Annotated in this window: 22 protein-coding genes; 7 read left to right on the forward strand and 15 right to left on the reverse strand. The window is 61.6% G+C overall.

The features are described 5' to 3' along the window. Positions 1–34: 34 nt before the first annotated feature. From HGHM_RS08005 to HGHM_RS08015, 3 genes are read right to left on the reverse strand one after another with little or no spacing between them, the layout of a single operon-like run. On the reverse strand, positions 35–844 hold the full coding sequence (locus HGHM_RS08005) for an anti-sigma factor family protein (RefSeq protein WP_019140998.1): 810 nt from the start codon (positions 842–844) through the stop codon (positions 35–37). Continuing rightward, entirely contained in the window at positions 841–1,344 is a 504-nt protein-coding gene (locus HGHM_RS08010) for an RNA polymerase sigma factor (protein ID WP_019140999.1), read from the reverse strand. The genes HGHM_RS08005 and HGHM_RS08010 overlap by 4 nt, the downstream gene beginning before the upstream one ends. Positions 1,345–1,382: 38 nt before the next feature. Continuing rightward, positions 1,383–1,763: a COG4315 family predicted lipoprotein gene (locus HGHM_RS08015; protein WP_407635402.1), complete on the reverse strand. Its 381-nt coding sequence runs from the start codon at positions 1,761–1,763 to the stop codon at positions 1,383–1,385. Between the two features lie 310 nt (positions 1,764–2,073). Here HGHM_RS08015 and HGHM_RS08025 point away from each other — a divergent pair, with 310 nt between their 5' ends. Together HGHM_RS08025 and cueR are read left to right on the forward strand one after the other, a co-directional pair. Beyond that, entirely contained in the window at positions 2,074–4,494 is a 2,421-nt protein-coding gene (locus tag HGHM_RS08025) for a heavy metal translocating P-type ATPase (protein ID WP_034348895.1), read from the forward strand. Positions 4,495–4,534: 40 nt separating this feature from the next. Continuing rightward, a complete protein-coding gene (gene cueR / locus HGHM_RS08030; protein ID WP_019141003.1) occupies positions 4,535–4,957 on the forward strand; it encodes a Cu(I)-responsive transcriptional regulator in 423 nt (140 codons plus the stop codon). A gap of 29 nt (positions 4,958–4,986) precedes the next feature. Here cueR and HGHM_RS08035 read toward each other — a convergent pair whose 3' ends face one another. Together HGHM_RS08035 and HGHM_RS08040 are read right to left on the reverse strand one after the other, a co-directional pair. Further along, the gene (locus HGHM_RS08035) at positions 4,987–5,193 is read right to left on the reverse strand and encodes a heavy-metal-associated domain-containing protein (protein WP_019141004.1); all 207 of its coding nucleotides are present in this window, start codon (positions 5,191–5,193) and stop codon (positions 4,987–4,989) included. A gap of 399 nt (positions 5,194–5,592) precedes the next feature. Next, entirely contained in the window at positions 5,593–5,790 is a 198-nt protein-coding gene (locus tag HGHM_RS08040; protein WP_019141005.1) for a hypothetical protein, read from the reverse strand. A gap of 53 nt (positions 5,791–5,843) precedes the next feature. On the opposite strand from HGHM_RS08040, the gene HGHM_RS23155 reads away from it, so the two are divergent. Then, positions 5,844–6,065, forward strand: a complete 222-nt coding sequence (locus tag HGHM_RS23155; protein ID WP_148415445.1) for a hypothetical protein — start codon at positions 5,844–5,846, stop codon at positions 6,063–6,065. Positions 6,066–6,152: 87 nt separating this feature from the next. Here HGHM_RS23155 and HGHM_RS08050 read toward each other — a convergent pair whose 3' ends face one another. Further along, positions 6,153–6,878 (reverse strand): pseudouridine synthase, encoded by a 726-nt coding sequence (locus HGHM_RS08050; RefSeq protein WP_019141007.1) that lies wholly within the window; start codon positions 6,876–6,878, stop codon positions 6,153–6,155. 184 nt (positions 6,879–7,062) lie between these two features. Here HGHM_RS08050 and HGHM_RS08055 point away from each other — a divergent pair, with 184 nt between their 5' ends. Further along, positions 7,063–8,388 carry an NAD(P)/FAD-dependent oxidoreductase gene (locus HGHM_RS08055; protein WP_019141008.1) on the forward strand — a complete coding sequence of 442 codons (1,326 nt, stop codon included), beginning with the start codon at positions 7,063–7,065 and terminating at the stop codon, positions 8,386–8,388. A 54-nt stretch (positions 8,389–8,442) separates the two neighbouring features. On the opposite strand, the gene HGHM_RS21010 is transcribed toward HGHM_RS08055, so the two are convergent. After that, positions 8,443–8,913, reverse strand: a complete 471-nt coding sequence (locus HGHM_RS21010; RefSeq protein WP_075111698.1) for a Spy/CpxP family protein refolding chaperone — start codon at positions 8,911–8,913, stop codon at positions 8,443–8,445. 222 nt (positions 8,914–9,135) lie between these two features. Here HGHM_RS21010 and HGHM_RS08065 point away from each other — a divergent pair, with 222 nt between their 5' ends. Both HGHM_RS08065 and HGHM_RS08070 read left to right on the forward strand, forming a co-directional pair. Further along, complete coding sequence (locus tag HGHM_RS08065; protein WP_019141010.1) at positions 9,136–9,861, forward strand: response regulator; 726 nt, start codon at positions 9,136–9,138, stop codon at positions 9,859–9,861. After that, entirely contained in the window at positions 9,858–11,222 is a 1,365-nt protein-coding gene (locus HGHM_RS08070) for an ATP-binding protein (RefSeq protein ID WP_026075814.1), read from the forward strand. The genes HGHM_RS08065 and HGHM_RS08070 overlap by 4 nt, the downstream gene beginning before the upstream one ends. Positions 11,223–11,268: 46 nt before the next feature. Here HGHM_RS08070 and HGHM_RS22255 read toward each other — a convergent pair whose 3' ends face one another. The 8 genes from HGHM_RS22255 to mltG form a co-directional block, all read right to left on the reverse strand. Next, positions 11,269–12,909, reverse strand: a complete 1,641-nt coding sequence (locus tag HGHM_RS22255; protein WP_019141012.1) for a CHASE domain-containing protein — start codon at positions 12,907–12,909, stop codon at positions 11,269–11,271. 192 nt (positions 12,910–13,101) lie between these two features. Further along, on the reverse strand, positions 13,102–13,809 hold the full coding sequence (locus HGHM_RS08080) for an ankyrin repeat domain-containing protein (protein WP_019141013.1): 708 nt from the start codon (positions 13,807–13,809) through the stop codon (positions 13,102–13,104). Between the two features lie 4 nt (positions 13,810–13,813). Beyond that, entirely contained in the window at positions 13,814–14,593 is a 780-nt protein-coding gene (locus HGHM_RS08085) for a TatD family hydrolase (protein WP_019141014.1), read from the reverse strand. A gap of 32 nt (positions 14,594–14,625) precedes the next feature. Continuing rightward, positions 14,626–15,129: a GNAT family N-acetyltransferase gene (locus HGHM_RS08090; protein ID WP_019141015.1), complete on the reverse strand. Its 504-nt coding sequence runs from the start codon at positions 15,127–15,129 to the stop codon at positions 14,626–14,628. Positions 15,130–15,143: 14 nt separating this feature from the next. Further along, the gene (locus tag HGHM_RS08095) at positions 15,144–15,533 is read right to left on the reverse strand and encodes a PilZ domain-containing protein (RefSeq protein WP_026075815.1); all 390 of its coding nucleotides are present in this window, start codon (positions 15,531–15,533) and stop codon (positions 15,144–15,146) included. Positions 15,534–15,557: 24 nt separating this feature from the next. Then, complete coding sequence (locus tag HGHM_RS08100) at positions 15,558–16,598, reverse strand: DNA polymerase III subunit delta' (protein ID WP_019141017.1); 1,041 nt, start codon at positions 16,596–16,598, stop codon at positions 15,558–15,560. 73 nt (positions 16,599–16,671) lie between these two features. Next, positions 16,672–17,283, reverse strand: a complete 612-nt coding sequence (gene tmk, locus HGHM_RS08105; protein WP_019141018.1) for a dTMP kinase — start codon at positions 17,281–17,283, stop codon at positions 16,672–16,674. Between the two features lie 28 nt (positions 17,284–17,311). Beyond that, positions 17,312–18,301: an endolytic transglycosylase MltG gene (gene mltG / locus HGHM_RS08110; protein WP_019141019.1), complete on the reverse strand. Its 990-nt coding sequence runs from the start codon at positions 18,299–18,301 to the stop codon at positions 17,312–17,314. Between the two features lie 108 nt (positions 18,302–18,409). On the opposite strand from mltG, the gene ygfZ reads away from it, so the two are divergent. Further along, positions 18,410–19,459 (forward strand): CAF17-like 4Fe-4S cluster assembly/insertion protein YgfZ, encoded by a 1,050-nt coding sequence (gene ygfZ, locus HGHM_RS08115; protein ID WP_019141020.1) that lies wholly within the window; start codon positions 18,410–18,412, stop codon positions 19,457–19,459. The last annotated feature ends 37 nt before the right edge of the window (positions 19,460–19,496 follow it).

Here is a 19,496-nt window from a genome sequence, read left to right on the forward strand (position 1 = left end):
TCCGGCGAAGCGCCGCTGCCGGACCGGCGCGCCCTTACTTCTGCTCCAGCTGGTCGTACACCGCCGTCGCAATCCTGGCCAGCGTTCCACGGTCGGCGCCCGCCGACAGCGCATAACCGAACTTTCCGTCGATCCAGTAGAACACATTGACCGGTCCCTGCTGCGCGAAGCGGAAACCCGTGCTGTCGGCGTTGCCGGTGTTTTCATTGGTGACATAGAGGGTCAGGCGCTGGCCGCTGCTGTCCTGGTACATGAATTGCGCGACCGGGCCGACGGCACCCGGAAGCAGGCGTCCGCCAATCAATTCATAGCCCAGCGGGCCGAGCTTGGGCGCGCGGATCTTCGCGCCGAGGCGCTTCGACAGCCAGGTCACCAGCTGGTCTTCCTGTTCGGCGCCGATCTCGACCGGCCGCCGCAAGTCGCGGCTGTAGACCGCATGCGCGACCGCTGCCTGGTGTGCAAGGCTGGCCACCTGCACGCCTGTTCCCGGTTGTCGTGCCCAGGCGAGGATCGGCGCGTCATTCAATTGTGCATGCGCCATCCAGCCGGCGATGGCACCAAGGAAGGCGATCGCGACACCGGCAGCCAGACGCTGCAGCAGCGGATGCCGCGCTCGCCGGGAAGACGGCGCCATCGCCGCATCGAGCAGGCGGGACGGAATCTGCTCATCCGCAACGGGATTGAACAGTGCACGCAAGGCGGCATTCTGGTCGCGGTAGGCGCGGATGCGTTCGGCCTCTTCCGGCCGCCCCGTCAGATAGCGGTCGATTTCCGAACGACGCCCATCCGCCAGCAAACCGTCGGCATAGGCATGGAGATCGGCTTCGGTGATCGGCGTGTTCACTTGACCACCTTCAATGGCGAAATCAGGGGGCGCCCTTCGGTGATCGCCCGCAGCTTCTCCCGGCCGCGCGCCAGCCGTGACATCACTGTGCCGGGCGGAATGCCGAGCGTCTTCGCTACTTCGTCATAAGTCATTTCTTCGATCGCCACCAGCAAGACCACTTCGCGCTGCTCGCTGGGCAGCAGCCGCAGCGCGGCATCCAGGTCCCGCACTTCGAGGCGGTCCGACTGGCTGGCACGGGTGGAAAGGAGTTCGTCTACCGCCTCTTCGGCGCTTTCCCGGGAGCGCTTGCGCGTATGGTCGATGTACAGGTTGTGCATGATGCCGAACAGCCAGGCGCGCATGTCGCTCCCGCGCCGCCACGAACCCATCTTGCGCCAGGCACGCTCCAGCGTGTCCTGCACCAGATCGTCCGCAGCGGCACGGTCGCCCGCCAGCGCCCGTGCATAGCGGCGCAGGCGCGGAATGCAGGCGAGCAGCTGAGCGCTTTCGTCATCCAAGGCTTTTCTCCCGCTTCATGCCCCTCCCTGAGTCGTTCTCATTCCTTGGCGGCGTGCCAGACATCCCTGAAGTTGTCGCCGCTCTTCTCGCCCGGCTTCTTGTCCGCCTTGTAAGTGTAGAGCGGCTTGCCCTTGTATGCCCACTGCTTGCTGCCGTCATCGCGGGTGATCACGGTGTAGTCGCCGGTGTTCTTGGCATTCGCCCCTGCAGCGAGCGGCGGCCAGTTGCTTGCACACTGGCCGGTGCAGGCGCTCTTGCCGTCCGTATCCTTGTCAAACGTATACAGGGTCATCCCGGACTGGTTCACCAGGGTATCGCCTTTCTTTTCCACGGGGGGATTTTCTGCATGCAGGCTGGCGCAGGCAAGCAGCATGGGCGCAATCACGATGGCCGGCAGGATGGGTTTCATCAGCTTCATTTCAGCCTCCTTCATTAGGTTGTTGTCGGTCGACAATGCATCCGTCGGGCGGGAAGCGGACCGCGAGTCCATTCAAGCACAGCCGGATACACGCGGTATACGGAGCATGAAACGGGTTTATTCCACATCAGGGCAAATAAGCGTCCTGTTTCATTCCTGCGACAAGGTCGGACGGGGTCTTTGCCGGCAGTTCGCCCTTGTTTTCCCCAGGCAAGAATTTCATGGGGAATGTCCATTGATAATTTCCTTGACCTTCCCATATTGGGAAGGTGCACACTGCAGTCAAATGGAAAACCAGAAGGAATCCCGCATGCGCAACACCATTTCCGCGCCCACCCGCGCCGCACCGCTCCGGGAACTTGCCGTCGGCATCGAAGGCATGACCTGCGCATCCTGCGTCACCCGGGTGGAAAAGGCATTGCGCGCCATCCCCGGCGTCAGCAAGGCCAGCGTCAACCTCGGGACTGAATCGGCTACCGTGGTCGCGGACCGGAATGTCGGCCTCGGCAGCATCGAGCAGGCGGTCGAGAAAGCCGGCTACAGCCTCGCCCGTAAGGAATTGGATCTCGCGATCAAAGGCATGAGCTGCGCCTCCTGCGTGGCGCGCGTGGAAAAGGCCTTGCTCAAGGTGGATGGTGTCATTTCGGCCAGCGTCAACCTGGCGACCGAAAGCGCCCGCGTGCAGGTGTCGCCTGGCGTGACGCCTGCAGCCCTGATCCAGGCCGTCGAAGCCGCCGGCTACGACGCGCGCCTGGCGCGCTCCCTGCAATCGGACATGCCGGCGGCAAAATCCGGCCAACGCGAAGCTTTCACCGTTGCCCTGGCGGCGGCCCTGTCCCTGCCGCTCATGCTGCCGATGCTGCTGGAATTCTTCGGCATCCATGCGATGCTCCCAGGCTGGCTGCAATGGCTGCTGGCAACCCCGGTGCAATTCTGGCTGGGCGCCCGCTTCTACCGCTCGGGCTGGAAAGCGCTCAAGGCGCGTACCGGCAACATGGACCTGCTGGTGGCGCTCGGCACCAGCGCCGCCTATGGCTTGAGCGTCTATCAATTGCTCGCCGCCGGCGGTGACGGCATGCCCCATCTCTACTTCGAGGCGTCCGCCGTGGTGATCACGCTGGTCCTGCTCGGCAAATGGCTGGAAGGCCGCGCCAAGCGCCAGACCGCGGCCGCGATCCGTGCCCTGCAGGTATTGCGGCCGGAATCCGCCCGGGTACGGCGTGATGGTGTCGACAGCGACGTGCCGGTGGATTCGGTGCGCGTCGGCGATCTCGTGGTGATTCGTCCCGGGGAACGCATCCCCGTGGATGGCACGGTCATCGAGGGCGACAGTCAGGTCGACGAATCGCTGATCACCGGCGAAAGCCTGCCGGTGGCCAAGCATCCCGGGGACAAGCTGACCGGCGGTGCAATCAATGCGGAAGGACTGCTGATCGCCCGCACCGATGCAGTCGGCGCCGAGACCACACTGTCGCGCATCATCCGGCTGGTGGAAAGCGCCCAGGCCGCGAAAGCGCCAATCCAGCACCTGGTCGACAAGGTCGCTGCGGTATTCGTCCCTGTGGTCCTCCTGATCGCGCTGGTCACGTTCGCCGGCTGGTGGCTGTACGACGGCGACACCGGACAGGCGATCATCACTGCGGTGGCAGTGCTGGTGATTGCCTGCCCCTGCGCGCTCGGCCTGGCAACGCCGACGGCGATCATGGCCGGGACCGGCAGCGGCGCACGCTACGGCATCCTGATCAAGGATGCGGAAGCGCTCGAAGTCGCACATGCCGTCACCACCGTGGTATTCGACAAGACCGGCACGCTTACCGAGGGCAAGCCCGCCGTGATGGATATCCTGCCGCTCACTATCGAACGCGACCGCCTGTTGCAGATCGCCTATGCCATCCAGGCTGGCAGCGAGCATCCGCTTGGCCGTGCCGTAGTCGAGATGGCGAAAGGCGAAGGATTGGCGCCCCTGCCGGCGCGCGAGATCAGAGCGTTGCCAGGTCGCGGGATGGCCGCAATCGTCGACGATCTCGACATCCGGCTCGGGAGTCCGCGCCTGATGCGCGAACTCGGCATCGACCTTGCCCCGCTGGCGGAAAAGGCGCAGGCAGCCGAAACAGCCGGGCATACGGTGTCATGGGTGGCAAGTGTCGGCAATGCAGGCCAGCTGCTCGGCATGATCGTATTCGGGGACAGGATCAAGGACAGTGCGCGCGCAGCCGTCGAGCGCCTGCATGCGCAAGGCATCGCCACCGTGCTGCTGACGGGCGACAATCGCGGCAGCGCCGAGATGGTGGGCCGCGCCCTTGGCATAGACCAGGTGATCGCCGAAGTCCTGCCGGGCATCAAGGCCGGCAAGGTGGCGGAACTCAAGCGTGACGGACAGGTGGTGGCAATGGTCGGCGACGGCATCAATGACGCGCCGGCACTGGCGGCGGCCGATGTGGGAATTGCAATGGCGACCGGCACCGATGTCGCCATGCATACCGCCGGCATCACGCTCATGCGCGGCAATCCGGCTCTGGTGGCGGACGCGATCGAGATTTCGCGCCGCACTTACGGCAAGATCCGCCAAAACCTGTTCTGGGCCTTCATCTATAACCTGGTCGGCATTCCGCTCGCGGCATTCGGCATGCTCAATCCCGTGCTCGCCGGTGCGGCAATGGCATTCAGTTCGGTGAGCGTAGTCAGCAATGCCTTGCTGCTGCGCCGCTGGAAGCCAGCCGGCAATGCCTGAGCCATGCATACACGCGCATGAACACGAAAGGAAGATCGCAATGAATATCGGGGAAGCTGCCAGCGCATCCGGTGTGACCGCCAAGATGATCCGCTATTACGAAAGCATCGGATTGATCAGCCAGACCCGGCGCACCGAAGCGGGTTATCGCACTTATGGCGACAAGGATGTGCACAGGCTGCGTTTCATCAAGCGGGCACGTTCGCTCGGCTTTTCCCTGGACCAGATAAAGGATCTGCTATCCCTGTGGCAGGACCCCGAGCGTGCCAGCGCGGATGTGAAAGCCATCGCGCAATCGCATGTGGCAGACCTCGAGCGGCGCATCGCAGAGCTCACCGAGATGCGCAACACGCTGGACCATCTTGCGCGTGCCTGTGCCGGCGACAATCGCCCGGACTGTCCTATCCTGCACGGACTGGAAGACGAGTCCGATGCTGCCTGCCATCATCATGCGCGAACCTGAGGGGGCCGGTCGACCGGCCCCGGCACACATCAGGATGCGGTACTGCCGGTCACCGGATATCCGGCCTCGATCACGGCCGATTTGATGTCATCCAGATCTGCCGCCGATTCCACCCGGACGCTGTTGGTGGCAAGATCCACCTCCACCTTTGCGGTGGCGTCGATATCCTGCACCGCTCGTTGCACCCGGCTGACGCAGTGATTGCAGGTCATTCCTTCCACTTGCATGACATACATCTGGCAATTCCTTTCAAGTTAATTGCAGGAAAATTTCGTATTTGCGGTGCTGGCTTTGCGAGCAAGGACAATTCGGAAAGTACTCCCGTTTTGCCCGCTACGACAAGGTATTCAATCATTGGGACGCTGCAACGGCTGTCCAGGTTCCTGAACGACACTTCTCCGCAGAACAGTATCTGCCCGCGACTTTTCCGTTCTTTCCGTTCCCTGTGCCGCTTGCACCCGCTTTCCGCTGGCAGGCGCGCAACTAGCCCCGGTTCTGAGCCTTTTCGCTCGACCAGTATTGACGCGGTCGCCGTGGAAAAGCGCGAGCTCCGTCCTTGTTCCCGGGAGAAAAACACATGAGCGTCCCAGCTCCGATACGCACGCTGTTCCTGCCATTGCTGCTGGTTCTTGCCCTTATCCCTGCTCAACGGCTGCGCAATGCCGGGACAATTGTGATCGGACGAGCAGCAAAGTATTGCCGGCAAAACCTATGTCATCACTGGCGCATCCGGCGGTTTCGGCCGCGGCGTGGCGCTCAGGCTCGCGTCGCTGCGCGCCAATGTCATGCTTGCCGCACGCCGCACCGGACTGCTCAAAAGTGGTGGTCGCCATCGTATGGGTGTCGCTGCATCTGCGCGAAGAACTAGCCGTCGGCTGGAAAGCGAATGCGCCAACCACCTCCCATCATTTCTTCCCGGGTCTCACCGAGCGGGCTTCCACCAATGTCTCCGCACAAGTACCAGGTCGAAATCGCCCCGCCGGCACCGCCGACATCGGGGACGCTGTACGAACCGATGCAATCCGGCAGGACAGTCGAAGGTGGTGCCAGAAAGCGCATGGAGCAGGAAGATGCGGACAGGGAGCGGATGGAACGGGAGCAAAGATGAGGCGGTGCACGCCACCGCAACTCAAGTCGCTGGCGATTCTTCTTGCAACGGATTGAACATCAATCTACGCCGGCGCGTTGTGCTTCTTCAGGCATTACTCTCAGGCACAAGCAATGCAAGCTGTTCGTCATCGAGATAGCACCACTCCCCTTCCTCCAGCTCCAGCGCATCCAGGGTCAGGCCGCCGATTGCAGTGCGGCGCAAGGCCGTGCAGTGATTGCCAGCAGCTGCCAGCATGCGCTTTACTTGGTGGTATTTGCCCTGCTCGAGCACAATCTCGATCTCGTGCTCGCCCACCTGCCGGCAAGACAAGGCCGCGAGCGGCGCCGGTTCGTCATGCAGTTTAACGCCGCCCAGGAGCTGCGCCACCAGTTGCCCGGTGACCGGAGCATGGGTAGTTGCCAGGTACAGCTTGGGAATATGGCGCCGCGGCGAGGACTGGGCGTGGATGAATGCCCCGTCATCGGAAAGCAGCAGCAAGCCGGTGGTATCGTGGTCCAGCCTTCCTACCGGCTGCACGTCGCGCCAGGCGAACTGCTCCGGCAGCAGGGTCATCACGCTCGGATGGTGGCTGGGCTTGCGGGAACATTCGAAATCGGCCGGCTTGTTCAGCGCAAGGTAGACATGCTCGCGATAAAGCCAGCTGACGCCAAAGATCGTGAATTCCAGCCCTTCCGTGTCGAAGACCGTCCGGTAATCGCTTACCACATAGCCGTGGACGGCGACTTCGCCGTCCACGATCAGTTCCCGGCACCATTTGCGGGTGCCGAATCCCTGCGACTGCAGGATCTTGTCCAGACTCAGTTTGCTCATGGCGCGCACTGTAGCAGAACAATGCACCGTCCTGCCAGGGCGACGCAGTTCCCGAATGGGCGCGCCACTCGGGCACGGATCGTGCAACACCGGCAGGATGGCACCGTTTCCTCTCGCTTCCCGCCGCATGTCTCTCTTATAATTATTGTCGTTTCGTCCATTTCTACAGCCCAAGGAGATATGTTTGAGCCAAGCAGCTGAAGCGCCGCATCGGATTGCAATTGTGGGAGGAGGAGCCGGCGGACTGGAACTCGCCGCCCGCCTCGGGAAAAAGCTCGGCAAGTCGGGAAAGGCGCACATCACGCTGGTGGATGCAGCCCGCACCCATTTGTGGAAACCGCTGCTGCATCAGGTTGCCGCCGGCACCCTCGACTCCTATTCGGATGAAATGGAATACCTTGCCATCGCGCGGGAAAATCACTTCAACTTTCGCCTTGGTCGCATGGATGGTCTGGACCGCGCGCGAAAGGAAATCTTTCTCGCGCCCACTCTGGATGAAAACGGCGTGGAGCTGTTGCCGCGCCAGTCTGTGCGCTACGACACGCTGGTACTGGCGATCGGCAGCCAGACCAACGATTTCGGCACGCCCGGTGCACGCGAGAACGCCATCATGCTCGATTCGCTGGACGCGGCAGAGCACTTCCATCGACAGCTGGTGAATTCCTGCCTGCGTGCCCAGGCCAAGCGCGGGCCGAACAATGGTCAGCGCTTCACGGTGACGATCATTGGCGGCGGCGCGACCGGCGTGGAATTGTCAGCCGAGCTGCACATGACAGCCAAGATCATCACCAGCTACGGACTGGCGAATTTCGATCCGGAGAAAGACCTGAAGATCGTCGTCGTCGATGCTGCGCCGCGCCTGCTGCAGGCCTTGCCGGAGCGCCTGTCGAACGCCGTCACCCGGGAATTGCAGGCCATCGACATCGAGGTCCATACCAATGAAATGGTGGTCGAGGTCAGCAAGGATGGCGTCAAGATGGGAAGCGGCAAGTTCATTCCCAGCGATCTCGTGGTCTGGGCGGCGGGAATCAAGGCGCCCGATTTCCTGAAGAGCCTGGATGGCCTGGAAACCAACCGCATCAATCAGCTGGTCGTCAAGCGCACGCTGCAAACCACGGCCGATCCTTCCGTCTTCGCGATGGGCGATTGCGCCGCCTGTCCGCAGGGAGACGGCCTGCCGCCGGTGCCGCCACGCGCGCAGGCAGCGCACCAGGAGGCAGCCTTGCTTGCAAGGTCGCTGCTACGCATACTGGAAGGCAAGTCACCACTGAAATTCACTTACCGCGACCGTGGCTCTCTGGTTTCGCTTGGCAACTACACGACCGTGGGCAGCTTGATGGGCGCGATCGCGCGCGGCTCGGTATTCATCGAAGGCAAGATTGCCAAGCTGATGTACTGGTCACTGCACAAGCAGCATCAGGTCGCGGTGACCGGTTTTTTCCATACCATGCTCGCGATCCTTGCGGATGCAATCGATTGGGCACGCAGCCCGCGCATCAAGCTGCATTAATGGCTGGCTGTGCCGCCGCAAGCCTTGCGGCGGCATTTTTTCCACGCTTGTGCTTCAACGGGGAGCGTGACGATGTCCATGGCCATGATCACGGCCTAGACCGGGGCGGAACTGCTCGTTGAAAATTTTTTGCTGTTCCGGCGTCAGGGTCGCATAAAACTGCTTGGTTGCCGCGACCCGCTCGGTCATCCTTGCCTCGCGCTCCTTCATCAAGGCCAGCATCCTGTCCATGCGCTCGGGCACGCTCAGCTTCGCCATCTCTTCGCGGCTCGGTCGCGCCGGCCGCTCTGCCGGCTTCATCTTCTCGGCAAAGGTTTTCCATGCGCCTTCCTGCGTCGCGTTCAGCTTCAGCTTGTCGTGCAGTTCGGCCTGGCGCTTGGCCATACGCTCCTGCATCTGCTGGCTGTCGACGCGACCACGTCCCGATTGCCCGTCCGCGTTCTGATCCGCATAGGCTGCGAAGGAGCCGGCACCGAAGGCGATCGTTGCCACACCAATCATGAGGGATTTGCGAAAATTAGCCATTGTCTTTCCTTTTCCTGAAGTCATTCATTGGTTCAGTGCATATCGCACGGTTCACATCCTGCGACCTGAATGTGTCCCGCACATGTCATGAATGTGCCATCTTGTAGAAATGTGCAAACAAATGTCCTGCCTTTGTATCGCACTGTATCAAGCCTCGCCGCAGGAAACGGTGCGATACAAATTCCTTTCCGGCCCCGCGCTCAACTTGCCATAATTCCGCACATGGAAACTCCCTCACGAATCCTGATCGTCGACGACGACCACGAGATCAGCCACCTGCTGGCCGAGTATCTCGAAAAGAACGGCTATCGCACCTTCACGGCGGGCGACGGCAAGGCGATGTGGAAGATGCTGGAGCACTCGCGCATCGACCTGATCGTGCTCGACCTGAATCTTCCGGGCGAAGACGGTCTTACCCTGTGCCGCAGCCTGCGCGCGCAATCCAGCATACCCGTCATCATGCTGACCGCGCGCGGCGAGCCGCTCGACCGCATCCTCGGCCTGGAAATGGGCGCCGATGATTACCTGCCCAAGCCCTTCGAGCCGCGCGAACTGTTTGCGCGCATCCGCAGCGTTCTGAGGCGTACCCATGCCCTGCCGCCCGGACAGCAGGTGCCGGAATCCAGGCAGCTGCATTTCGCAGGCTGGACCATGGATTTCACCGCGCGGCACCTGATCGGTCCCGACGGCGTCATCGTCGCCCTGTCCGGCGCCGAATACCGGCTGCTGAAGATCTTCCTCGAGCATGCCAATCGCGTCCTGAGCCGCGACCAGTTGCTCAACATGACCCAAGGCCGTGATGCCGATCCATTCGACCGCTCCATCGACCTGCAGATAAGCCGCCTGCGACAAAAGCTGGGCGACGATGCGCGTTCGCCTCAGATCATCAAGACCGTGCGCAATGAAGGCTATGTGCTGGCGAGCCCGGTGACCAGGGACCCGGAATGAGATTGCCCTTTCAGTCGATGGCCAGCCGCGTATTCCTGGCGCTGGTGGCCGGCGTCCTGCTGGCGACCGCGATCTCCCTCGGACTGGCGATGAACGAACGGCAGCGCATGATCGGCGAGTTCCGTGAATACCATGCCATCGAGCGCGTCGCGCAGTTCATCCTCTCGCTGGAGAATGTGCCCGCGGACTTGCGTCCGGCCTACCTGATGGCCGCGTCCGGGGTCGGAATGCGCGCGGAGATGTCCGGATCGGATGAAGCCGTGCCGCAGGCGCGCTCGCGTCTCGCCGAGATGCTGGACCAGCGCCTGCCGGAAGGCTACGAGGTGCAGTCGCTGGTCGCCGATCCGGCCCAGTGTCCTGTCCCGCCCCGGCGGAATATGCGTCCGAGATCGCCGGAGTTCCGGCCGGAATGCGAAGCGCTGTCGGTCGCATTGCGCGACGGCGCCCATCTGCGCCTGTATGTGCTGGCTCAAAGACCGCCACCGATGAGGCTGCCGCCGGACCTGCTTTACTACGGCATCGTATTCCTCGTCATCATCGGCCTGCTTGCCTGGCTGGTGTCGCGCATGACCACGCAACCGCTCAAGAAACTGGCCGACGCCGCGATCCAGCTTGGCAATGACATCGACCGTCCGCCGCTGCCCGAGCGCGGCGTACGCGAGATCCGGCAGGCCGCAGCGGCATTCAATGCTATGCAGATGCGCCTGCGCCACCAGATCCAGCAGCAGACCCAGATCCTGGCCGCCATCACCCACGACCTGCAGACACCACTGACACGGCTGCGCCTGCGCCTGGAAAAGGTGGACGATGGCGAACTGCGCGAAAAGCTGCTCGCCGACATGGGGGCCATGCAGGCGATGGTCAAGGAAGGGCTGGATCTGGCGCGCAGCATGCATTCCGCGGAACAGCCGAAGCGCCTGAACCTCGATTCTCTGGTGGACAGCGTCTGCGCTGATGCTGCCGATGCCGGCCAGGCGGTGAGCCTGAGCGGCAAGGCCGGGGCGTCCCTGATGGCGCGCCCTATCGCCCTGCGGCGCTGCCTGACCAACCTGATCGACAATGCAAGCAAGTATGGCGGACATGCCGAGGTGCATGTCGGGCTGGAAGATTCCTGGGCAGTGATCCGCATCCGGGATCGCGGCCCGGGCATTCCGGAGGCCGAGATGGACAAGGTATTCGAGCCCTTCTACCGTCTGGAAAGCTCGCGCTCGCGCCAGACCGGCGGCACCGGCCTGGGATTGACGATTGCGCGCAATATCGCGGAACAGCATGGCGGAACCATCCGGCTTGCCAATCTGGCGGCAGGCGGGCTTGAGGTCAGGCTGGCCCTGCCCGTGGGGGACGAGAAGCAAGGCCGGTGACGCGCGCCGCGACGGGACAAATGATTGCAAGCTGCTGGGCAACCTTCTAGCTCGCTTGCGCCATCCCGTCCTGGAACAGGACGAAATTGTTGCGCCCGCTTCGCTTTGCATGGTACATGGCGGCGTCCGCCTTTTTTAGCAGCCCCTGCCCGTCGCCGGCCTGATCCGGATAGATCGCGATCCCGATGCTGGAGGAAATCTGGAGCCGGTGACCGGCCACCACGAATTCCTCCTCCAGGGCTTTCAGGATTTTGTCTGCGACCGCCGCCGCGCCTTCGCTGCCCTCCACTTCCGCCAGCAGCACCACGAATTCATCACCACCCAGGCGCGACACGGTATCCGAATCACGCACGCAGGCGCGCAGGCGCTTTGCCACTTCCTGCAGCAGCTGATCACCGATCGCATGGCCGAAATTGTCGTTGACCGGCTTGAACTTATCCAAGTCGACGAACATCAGCGCAACCTGCTGCTTGCGGCGCCGGGCGGCGGATAGAGCCTGCTGCAGGCGTTCCGTCACCAGCTTCCGGTTCGGCAGGCCTGTCAGCGGATCGTACAGCGCAAGCTCCAGCGCCTGCCGCGCCACCCGGATCGCCTGGGCACGGTCGTCGAGGAAGAGCCAGGCAAGCAGGGCGAGCAGGATGCTGATGCCTATGCCGCTCTTAAGTACCAGCAAGGGCTTTTCCCTGTCGATATGATCGAGCATCAGCGGAGTGGGACGCGTCGCGATGGTCCAGTCCCGGCCGGCAATGCGGATGATGTTGTAGGTCGTGAAGCGACTGGCAGGCGACTCGGCCGCAAAGCCAGGCGCGCTCGAGTACATGCGCGCCTCTGGATCGAGCCTTCTGCCATCGTAGATTGTCAGTTCGATGTTCGATTCCTGCGGGCCGGCGACACCGCTCATCAGGTCCTTCATGCGAAACGCCGCATACACCCACCCGGTCAGGCTGCTCCGTCTGTCGTCCACGGTGGCTTGCGGTGCGCCGTTGCGATATACCGGCAGGTAAAGGAGGAATCCGGCCTGCACGTCCTGGTCCAGTTCCTGGATCAGCGTGACCTTGCCGGAAGCGGCTGCATCGCCGGTATCGCGCGCGGCTTCCATCGCCGCACGGCGCACCGGTTCGGAATACATGTCATAACCGAAGGCGCGCAGGTTCGTGCCGGCAAAGGGTTCCAGGTAAACGATCGAGGTGTAAGTCGGTCTATTCCCGCCAGGCTGGATGTCGTACTCCGGAAAGCCCTGGCTGCGCACCGCGGACACGTGGGCCCGCTTGTTCGCCTCCGGCACTACCAGGGCAAAGCCTATTCCCTGGATTCCCGGGTAATTCTCCTCCAGATCCAGGGTACCGATGTACTCGCGAAAAACATCTCTGCTGACGAAGCCGCTGGCGGCATACAGACCGACTGCGCCACGCAATACCTGCTCATAGGTTTTCATCCGGGCCTCGATCCGCTGGCTGGCATCGCGCACCCGCGCAGCGAAATCGGCGCGGAAAATCTGCTCCGCGGTTTCCTGCGCATTGCGCCAGAGCCGCTCGGTAATCAAAAGCGACACGAGCAGCACCAGGAATGGCAGCACAAAGGCTGGGTCAGCCCATCTCTTGTCGTCGTTTTTTTCCAGCATATCCTGGGGTACGGTTGCGCGCTTGCGACGCCGCTTGCGGCCTTCGTTATGCCATCCGCGGCGCATTCATTCGCATGAGGAGATTCCCGTATCTTGTAGCCCAAACATGGCGTGACGTATTGCGGCAATCGATATCCGCTTTGGCGGAACAACAGATCAAGCCGGTGGAAAAATGCGGCATGTCGGGATGGGAAACAGGATCGGAATGAGCGCGCGCCGGGAGGGCACGTTTCCCCATGCGGCAATATTGCCGCAGAGTTACAGCTTGCCTTCCTTCCTGAGGCGGTAGGTCAATCCTTCCGCGATATCCCTGTGCCCGCTTTTCTGTGCGATATCGATCGCGGTCAGCCCCAATTCATTTTTCAGGGTCGCATCCGCCCCGGCGTCGAGCAGCAGCTTGACGGTCTGGATATGGCCCATGTACGCCGCCATCATGATTGGCGTGGTTTTGTTCGGCGATTCTGCATTGATGTATGCGGAATTTTTCAGCAGCAGCTGCACGATGCCGTCACTACCGCTCGCCGCTGCATAATGAAGCGCAGTCCAGCCCGGGCGATTCACCTGCGCGCCCCTGGCGAGCAAAGCCTCGGCGGCCGGCTCGTTGCCGAGATAGCTCGCGATCATGAGCGCCGTATCGCCATTGCGCGCCTGCGCGTTGACATCAATGTCCTGCGTATCGAGCAGCACCGCAAAGACCTTCATCGATTTTTCGCGCAAGGCCACTATCAGGCCGGACTCGCCACGCGAGGGTTCGGCCAGGTTCGGATCCACCCCTTGCGCGAGCAGCGAGCGCAACCCGCGCACATCGTCGAACCTGACTGCATGGAAAAAGTCATCCCGTGCGCTGGCCGATGCCATGGATGGCAGCAGGCCGCCGAGGACCAGGGCGGGAACGCAGGCAAGACAGTGCCGGCGCAGGCGCGAACTGAGCAAGGCGCTGTCCGGCTTTGCTCCCGCGCTCTTCACGGCTTCACCCGCTTATCTTGAACAGCCGGAAGAAATTCTCGGTCGTCTGGCGCGCCACTTCCTCGACCGGAACGCCGTTGAGGTCGGCGAGGAATTGCCCCACATGAGAAACCAGTCCCGGCTCGTTCATCTTGCCGCGATACGGTACCGGCGCAAGGTACGGCGAATCGGTCTCGATCAGCATGCGTTCCAGCGGCACGGCGCGCGCAACCTCCTGCAAGTCTTTCGCATTCTTGAACGTGACGATGCCGGAGAAGGAAATGTAAAAGCCCATCTCCATTGCCGCTTCCGCGACCTGCAGCGATTCGGTAAAGCAATGCATCACGCCGCCCGCGCCGCCTGCATCCGTTCCCGCGCCTTCTTCCCGCATGAGCCGGATCGTGTCTTCCGATGCGGAACGGGTATGGATGATCAGCGGCTTGCCGGTCGCCCTGGAAGCGCGGATATGGGTGCGGAAACGGTTTCTTTGCCATTCCAGATCGCCTTCCAGACGGTAATAATCCAGCCCGGTTTCTCCTATGCCGACGATCTTTGGATGCTCGGAGAGGCGCACCAGTTCATCCACGTCGGGCTCCGGCGTGTCTTCATAATCCGGATGCACGCCGACTGATGCATAGACGTTCGGATATTGCTCCGCCAGTGCGAGCACCTGCGGGAAATCCGGCATGTCGACACAGACGCAGAGCGCATGGGTGACGCGGTTTTCCGCCATCTTGCTGAAAATCTCGGGCAGACGGGCCGCGAGTTCTGGGAAATTGATGTGGCAGTGGGAATCGATAAACATGGGCGGAATTGTACGCCCTTGGCATCCGGTTTTCAGCCTTGCACGACTCTTTTGCCGACGATCACCAGATCCCGGTCGATGCCATCCAGTCTCGCGACGCGCGGCAGGTGGGCCCAGCGCTCAAAGCCGAATTGCTCGAACAGTTTCAGGCTGGGGAGGTTGTGGCCGAAAATGAAGCCAAGCAAAGTGTGAACGGCAATCTTCGGCGCCTGCGCGATAGCTTCGCCCAGAAAATATTTGCCGAGCCCCTTGCCGCGTTCGCTCTCGTGAATATAGATGGAAAGCTCGGCCGTCCCGGAATAGGCCGGGCGTCCATAGAAATTCGAAAAAGAGAGCCAGCCGATGACCGTGCCCTCCCTTTCCGCGACCCATAACGGACGCCTGCCGGGAGCATGGTCGGTGAACCATGCATGGCGGGACTCCACGCTGACGGGTTCGGTATCCGCAGTGACCTGACGCGAGGGGATCGTGCTGTTGTAGATGGCGACGACGGCCGGCAAATCCTCGAACCGGGCCAGGCGGTGTGAGTAAGCCATCGGGGAAAGGGGCTTTACAGCGTGTGGGTGGCTCGCGACGAGCGCAAGGCCGCCCCCAGTAGTTCCTCAATGCGGAGCTTGACCCGTTGGCCGCTTTCGTCAGCGGAAAAATGGACGCCGATGCCCTGCGCCCGGGTACCGTGGGCGCCCGCAGGCGTGACCCAGGCGACCTTGCCGGCGATCGGATACTTGGTCGGATCGTCGATCAGGGTGAGGATCAGATAGATCTCGTCACCAATCTTGTAGGGTTTGTTGGTCGGCACAAAAATGCCGCCATTGGTCAGGTATGGCATGTAGGCGGAATACAGCGCGGCCTTTTCCTTGATCGGCAGCGACAACACGGAAGGACGTGCCACTCCCTGACTTCCTGCAGCACCCGGCCCTCCTACGGTTGTATCAGCCATAACTGTCCTTTAAGCCTTGTATCGTTATGCGGAAAAAATTTTCGAATAATCCAGCAGCATGTCTTCCATGAAAAGCCGCGCGGAAAGAGGATGTTCTGCAATCGCGCGGCGCTCACCGGCTGCCTTCAGGCCATCCAGCAGCTTGTCCATTTCCGCCCGTGCTGCCAGGGCCGCCAGTTCTTTTTGGTACCGGGGATAATACCGGATTCTGCCGGAAAGTTTGAGAGAAAACACATCGTACAGCCAGCGTTGCAGCCATGCGACTGCTTCGGTCGCCGGTATTTTCTGCAACTGCTCCCCGGCTTTCAGCGCCCCGTCCACGGAAGGACGCGCCAGCTGGCGGAGGAATTCCTCCATCACGGTCCTGCCTTCTCCCTGCGCCGCAGTCAGCGCGGCAAGCGGCGCGCCGCCCTGCTCCGCAAGCAAGGCTTCCGCATTCGCGACCTCCTGCGCCTTCAGCCATGCCACGCCTTCCTCGGCACTCGGCATGGACAGCGCGAACTTGCGGCAGCGCGAGACGATCGTCGGGAGGAGCCGGTCGAGGCTGTTGGAGGCCAGCAGGAATACAGTCCCGGGCGGCGGCTCTTCCAGTACCTTGAGCAAGGCATTGGCCGCGGCGGTATTCAGTGCCTCCGCCGGATACAACACAATAATGCGCATCCCCTGACGGTGAGTCGAGACGTTCATGAAATCCGCCAGCGCCCGGATCTGGTCGATCTTGATTTCCTTGGACGGCGCCTTGGAAGACTTCGATGTCTTCTTGCCGTCACCGGAATCACTGCCCTCATCATCCTGCCCCTGGGCCTCGTCCATGATCTCCGGGCGCACCCGGCGGTAATCCGGATGGCTGTACTGTGCGAACCAGCCACAGGATTCGCACTGGCCGCAGGCATGGCCTTCCGGCGTCCGGTTCGGGCACAAGAGCGATTGCGCCAGCCACTCCGCCAACGTGGATTTGCCTATCCCTTCCGGCCCATGAAACAGGATGGCATGCGGCATGCGCCCGTGCAGCCGTTGAAGCCGACCCCACGCCGCCGCCTGCCAAGGATAAAGCGGATTTTCCATTGAATTCAAATATTTAAGCCAGTTTTACAAGGCAAATTCTTTAAAGTAATACTGAAGCTCGCCTCTGCGGTAATCAGATACTTGCGAGCGCTTCTTCAAGTAATTTATGAACTTCCGGAATTGGCCTGGTCGAGTCGATGACGCGGAATCGACCCGGAAATTCGGCCGCCCGGCGCAGATAGCCTTCCCGGGTGGCAGCGAAAAATTCCGCCTCTTCCCGTTCAAACTTGTCCAGAGTGCGAGTAGCGTCGAGCCGGGTCCGGGCCACTTCCAGCGGCACGTCGAACAACAGGGTCAAGTCCGGCTGCAAGTGCGGATGCACCCATTGCTCAAGGACAGACAGTTTGCCGATATCCAGCTTCCTGCCCCCGCCCTGATAGGCGAAAGTCGCATCGGTGAAGCGATCGGAAATCACCCAGTCGCCGCGCTTGAGAGCCGGCTCGATAACCTGGGCGATATGCTCACGCCGCGCCGCGAACATCAGCAGGGCCTCGGTTTCCAGATGCATTTTTTCATGCAGCAGCAATTCACGCAGCTTTTCCCCCAAAGGCGTACCGCCGGGTTCACGCGTCATCACAACAGTATGGCCGCGCGCCGCGAGCAGATCGGCGACATAGCCCAGGTGAGTGGATTTGCCCGCGCCGTCGATGCCTTCGAAGGTAATGAATTTGCCCGCTGCTGCCATGGATCCCGTTCCCTTTCCTGTGCGCGTCTTATCGCTGGTATTTGTCGACCGCCCGGTTATGGTCAGCCAGATTGCTGGAAAATGCGCTCGTGCCATCGCCGCGCGCGACGAAATACAGCGCGTCCGTTTGCGCCGGATTCAGGGCTGCCTCGAGCGAAGCGGCGCTCGGCAAGGCAATCGGCGTCGGCGGCAGGCCCACCCGGGTATAGGTGTTGTACGGCGTGTCGGTTTCCAGGTCGCGCCTGCGGATGTTGCCCTTGAACTTGTCGCCCATCCCGTAGATGACCGTCGGGTCCGTCTGCAACAGCATGCCCTTCTTCAGTCGGTTCACGAACACGCCCGCGATCATGTCGCGTTCCGATTTCTGCCCGGTCTCCTTTTCCACGATCGACGCCATGATCAGGGCTTCGTAGGGTTTCTTGTAGGGCAGCGACGGATCACGGCGTGCCCAGGCTTCATTCAAGCGCTTGAGCAAGGCTGCATGCGCCTGCTTGTAGATCTGCAGCTCGCTCGAATTCTTCGCAAAGAGATAGGTGTCCGGGAAAAACAGGCCTTCGGGCATGCTGAAGTCGGCCGTGATTTTCGCCAGCAGTTCCTTGTCCGACAGGTTCACCGTGTCGTGCTTCAGGGCGGGATGCTGGGCGATGGCTTCACGCATTTGCTTGAAGGTCCAGCCTTCGATGATGGCGAGGGCCTCCTGCGCAAATTCGCCGCGCACCAGCTGATTGATCAGTCCAAGCGGGGTGGTACCGGGCTTGAGCTCATAATTTCCGGCCTTCAGCTTCGCACTCTTGGCAGTTGCCCGGGCCAGCACCTCCAGCAAGGTCGGATTCACCGGTACACCGGCGTCGGCAATCTGCTGCGCACTGCTCTTCACGCTGCTGCCGGGCTTGATTGCAAATTCGATCGGAGAGCGACCGGATGGAATGATCGGCTGCTTCGCCCAATAGAAGAAGCCTGCCGCGAATGCAATTGCCAAAATGACGATGCAAATCAGAAAATTTCTAAATGCCTTCATGCTTGAGCGGATCCGGAGAGGTGTTCGGACGGATTTTCACCACGTCACTATAATCGAGCCGTGATGATAATCGCTAAATGAATGATTCCCGAATTTATGACTGATCATATGAACGGATGGTTGCAATTTTTGACAGGCCAGGGGGCACAGGTCAACAGTGGCGATGTACCGGAAGTCGCGGCATTTGCATGTTCCGCTGCCGGCAAGGCTGCTTCCGCTTTCGTGGCGCCCCTGACGGACCTCGGCCTGATGGCCTTCACTGGTGCGGATGCGGCGAATTTTCTGCACAACCAACTGACCAATGATGTCGAGCACCTCGGCGAGGCCGAAGCACGGCTTGCCGGATACTGCTCGCCGAAAGGACGCCTGCTTGCCACTTTCCTGATGTGGCGCACAGGCGACACCATTTACCTCCAGGTGCCGAGGGAAATCCAGACTCCAGTGCAAAAGCGCCTGCAGATGTTCGTTTTGCGCGCCAAGGTCAAAGTCGCCGATGCGACCGAAGGCAAGGCTGTTCTCGGGCTGGCCGGCGCACAGGCGGCACAGGTTCTTGCCGGCCTGTTCCCTACCGTGCCTGCTGCACCCTATCAAAAGACAGAATCCGAACACGGCACCCTGATCCGGGTCGCAGACGCATCCGGCGAACCGAGATATCAATGGATCGCCGACGCCGACGCTGTTGAAAAGGCATGGCCTGCACTTGTGCAAGCCCTGACGCCGTCAGCCACCGCAGTCTGGCGGCTATCCCAAATCCATGCGGGTGTGCCACAAATCACCAGGCCGACTCAGGAACAGTTCGTCCCGCAGATGGTGAATTTTGAATTGATCGGCGGCGTCAATTTCAAAAAGGGTTGCTATCCGGGCCAGGAGATCGTCGCGCGCAGTCAATACCTCGGCAAGCTGAAGCGCCGCATGGTGCTGGCTTCGGCCGATGCACAGGACGTCGTCGGCGCAGCGATGGAAGTCTTTTCCAGCGCCGACCCGGAGCAGCCCTGCGGCATGATCGTCAATGCGGAACGCAATGCCAGCGGAGGCTTCGACTGCCTGGTCGAGATCAAGACCGCCGCGCTGCAGGAAGGTACCGTCCATGTCGGCTCGGCTGCCGGTCCCGTCTTGGGGTTCCGAGCACTGCCTTATCCGTTGCCGGAAGGCGCATGACGCCCATGTCCTCTCAGGCCTTCGTGCCTGCAGAACC

It is taken from the genome of Noviherbaspirillum massiliense JC206 (assembly GCF_000312045.1).
In the GTDB taxonomy this organism is placed as follows: domain Bacteria; phylum Pseudomonadota; class Gammaproteobacteria; order Burkholderiales; family Burkholderiaceae_D; genus Noviherbaspirillum; species Noviherbaspirillum massiliense.

What these genes read in the sequence shown, in the direction of transcription:
- HGHM_RS08070 (WP_026075814.1), top strand. Translation starts at nt 9,858, where the DNA reads ATGAGATTGCCCTTTCAGTCGATGGCCAGCCGCGTATTCCTGGCGCTG.
- HGHM_RS08035 (WP_019141004.1), bottom strand. Translation starts at nt 5,193, where the DNA reads ATGTATGTCATGCAAGTGGAAGGAATGACCTGCAATCACTGCGTCAGC.
- HGHM_RS08015 (WP_407635402.1), bottom strand. Translation starts at nt 1,763, where the DNA reads ATGAAGCTGATGAAACCCATCCTGCCGGCCATCGTGATTGCGCCCATG.
- HGHM_RS08025 (WP_034348895.1), top strand. Translation starts at nt 2,074, where the DNA reads ATGCGCAACACCATTTCCGCGCCCACCCGCGCCGCACCGCTCCGGGAA.
- ygfZ (WP_019141020.1), top strand. Translation starts at nt 18,410, where the DNA reads ATGAACGGATGGTTGCAATTTTTGACAGGCCAGGGGGCACAGGTCAAC.
- HGHM_RS08040 (WP_019141005.1), bottom strand. Translation starts at nt 5,790, where the DNA reads ATGGCGACCACCACTTTTGAGCAGTCCGGTGCGGCGTGCGGCAAGCAT.
- mltG (WP_019141019.1), bottom strand. Translation starts at nt 18,301, where the DNA reads ATGAAGGCATTTAGAAATTTTCTGATTTGCATCGTCATTTTGGCAATT.
- HGHM_RS08100 (WP_019141017.1), bottom strand. Translation starts at nt 16,598, where the DNA reads ATGGAAAATCCGCTTTATCCTTGGCAGGCGGCGGCGTGGGGTCGGCTT.
- HGHM_RS08085 (WP_019141014.1), bottom strand. Translation starts at nt 14,593, where the DNA reads ATGTTTATCGATTCCCACTGCCACATCAATTTCCCAGAACTCGCGGCC.
- cueR (WP_019141003.1), top strand. Translation starts at nt 4,535, where the DNA reads ATGAATATCGGGGAAGCTGCCAGCGCATCCGGTGTGACCGCCAAGATG.
- HGHM_RS08090 (WP_019141015.1), bottom strand. Translation starts at nt 15,129, where the DNA reads ATGGCTTACTCACACCGCCTGGCCCGGTTCGAGGATTTGCCGGCCGTC.
- HGHM_RS23155 (WP_148415445.1), top strand. Translation starts at nt 5,844, where the DNA reads ATGCGCCAACCACCTCCCATCATTTCTTCCCGGGTCTCACCGAGCGGG.
- HGHM_RS08065 (WP_019141010.1), top strand. Translation starts at nt 9,136, where the DNA reads ATGGAAACTCCCTCACGAATCCTGATCGTCGACGACGACCACGAGATC.
- HGHM_RS21010 (WP_075111698.1), bottom strand. Translation starts at nt 8,913, where the DNA reads ATGGCTAATTTTCGCAAATCCCTCATGATTGGTGTGGCAACGATCGCC.
- HGHM_RS08050 (WP_019141007.1), bottom strand. Translation starts at nt 6,878, where the DNA reads ATGAGCAAACTGAGTCTGGACAAGATCCTGCAGTCGCAGGGATTCGGC.
- HGHM_RS08095 (WP_026075815.1), bottom strand. Translation starts at nt 15,533, where the DNA reads ATGGCTGATACAACCGTAGGAGGGCCGGGTGCTGCAGGAAGTCAGGGA.
- tmk (WP_019141018.1), bottom strand. Translation starts at nt 17,283, where the DNA reads ATGGCAGCAGCGGGCAAATTCATTACCTTCGAAGGCATCGACGGCGCG.
- HGHM_RS22255 (WP_019141012.1), bottom strand. Translation starts at nt 12,909, where the DNA reads ATGCGCCGCGGATGGCATAACGAAGGCCGCAAGCGGCGTCGCAAGCGC.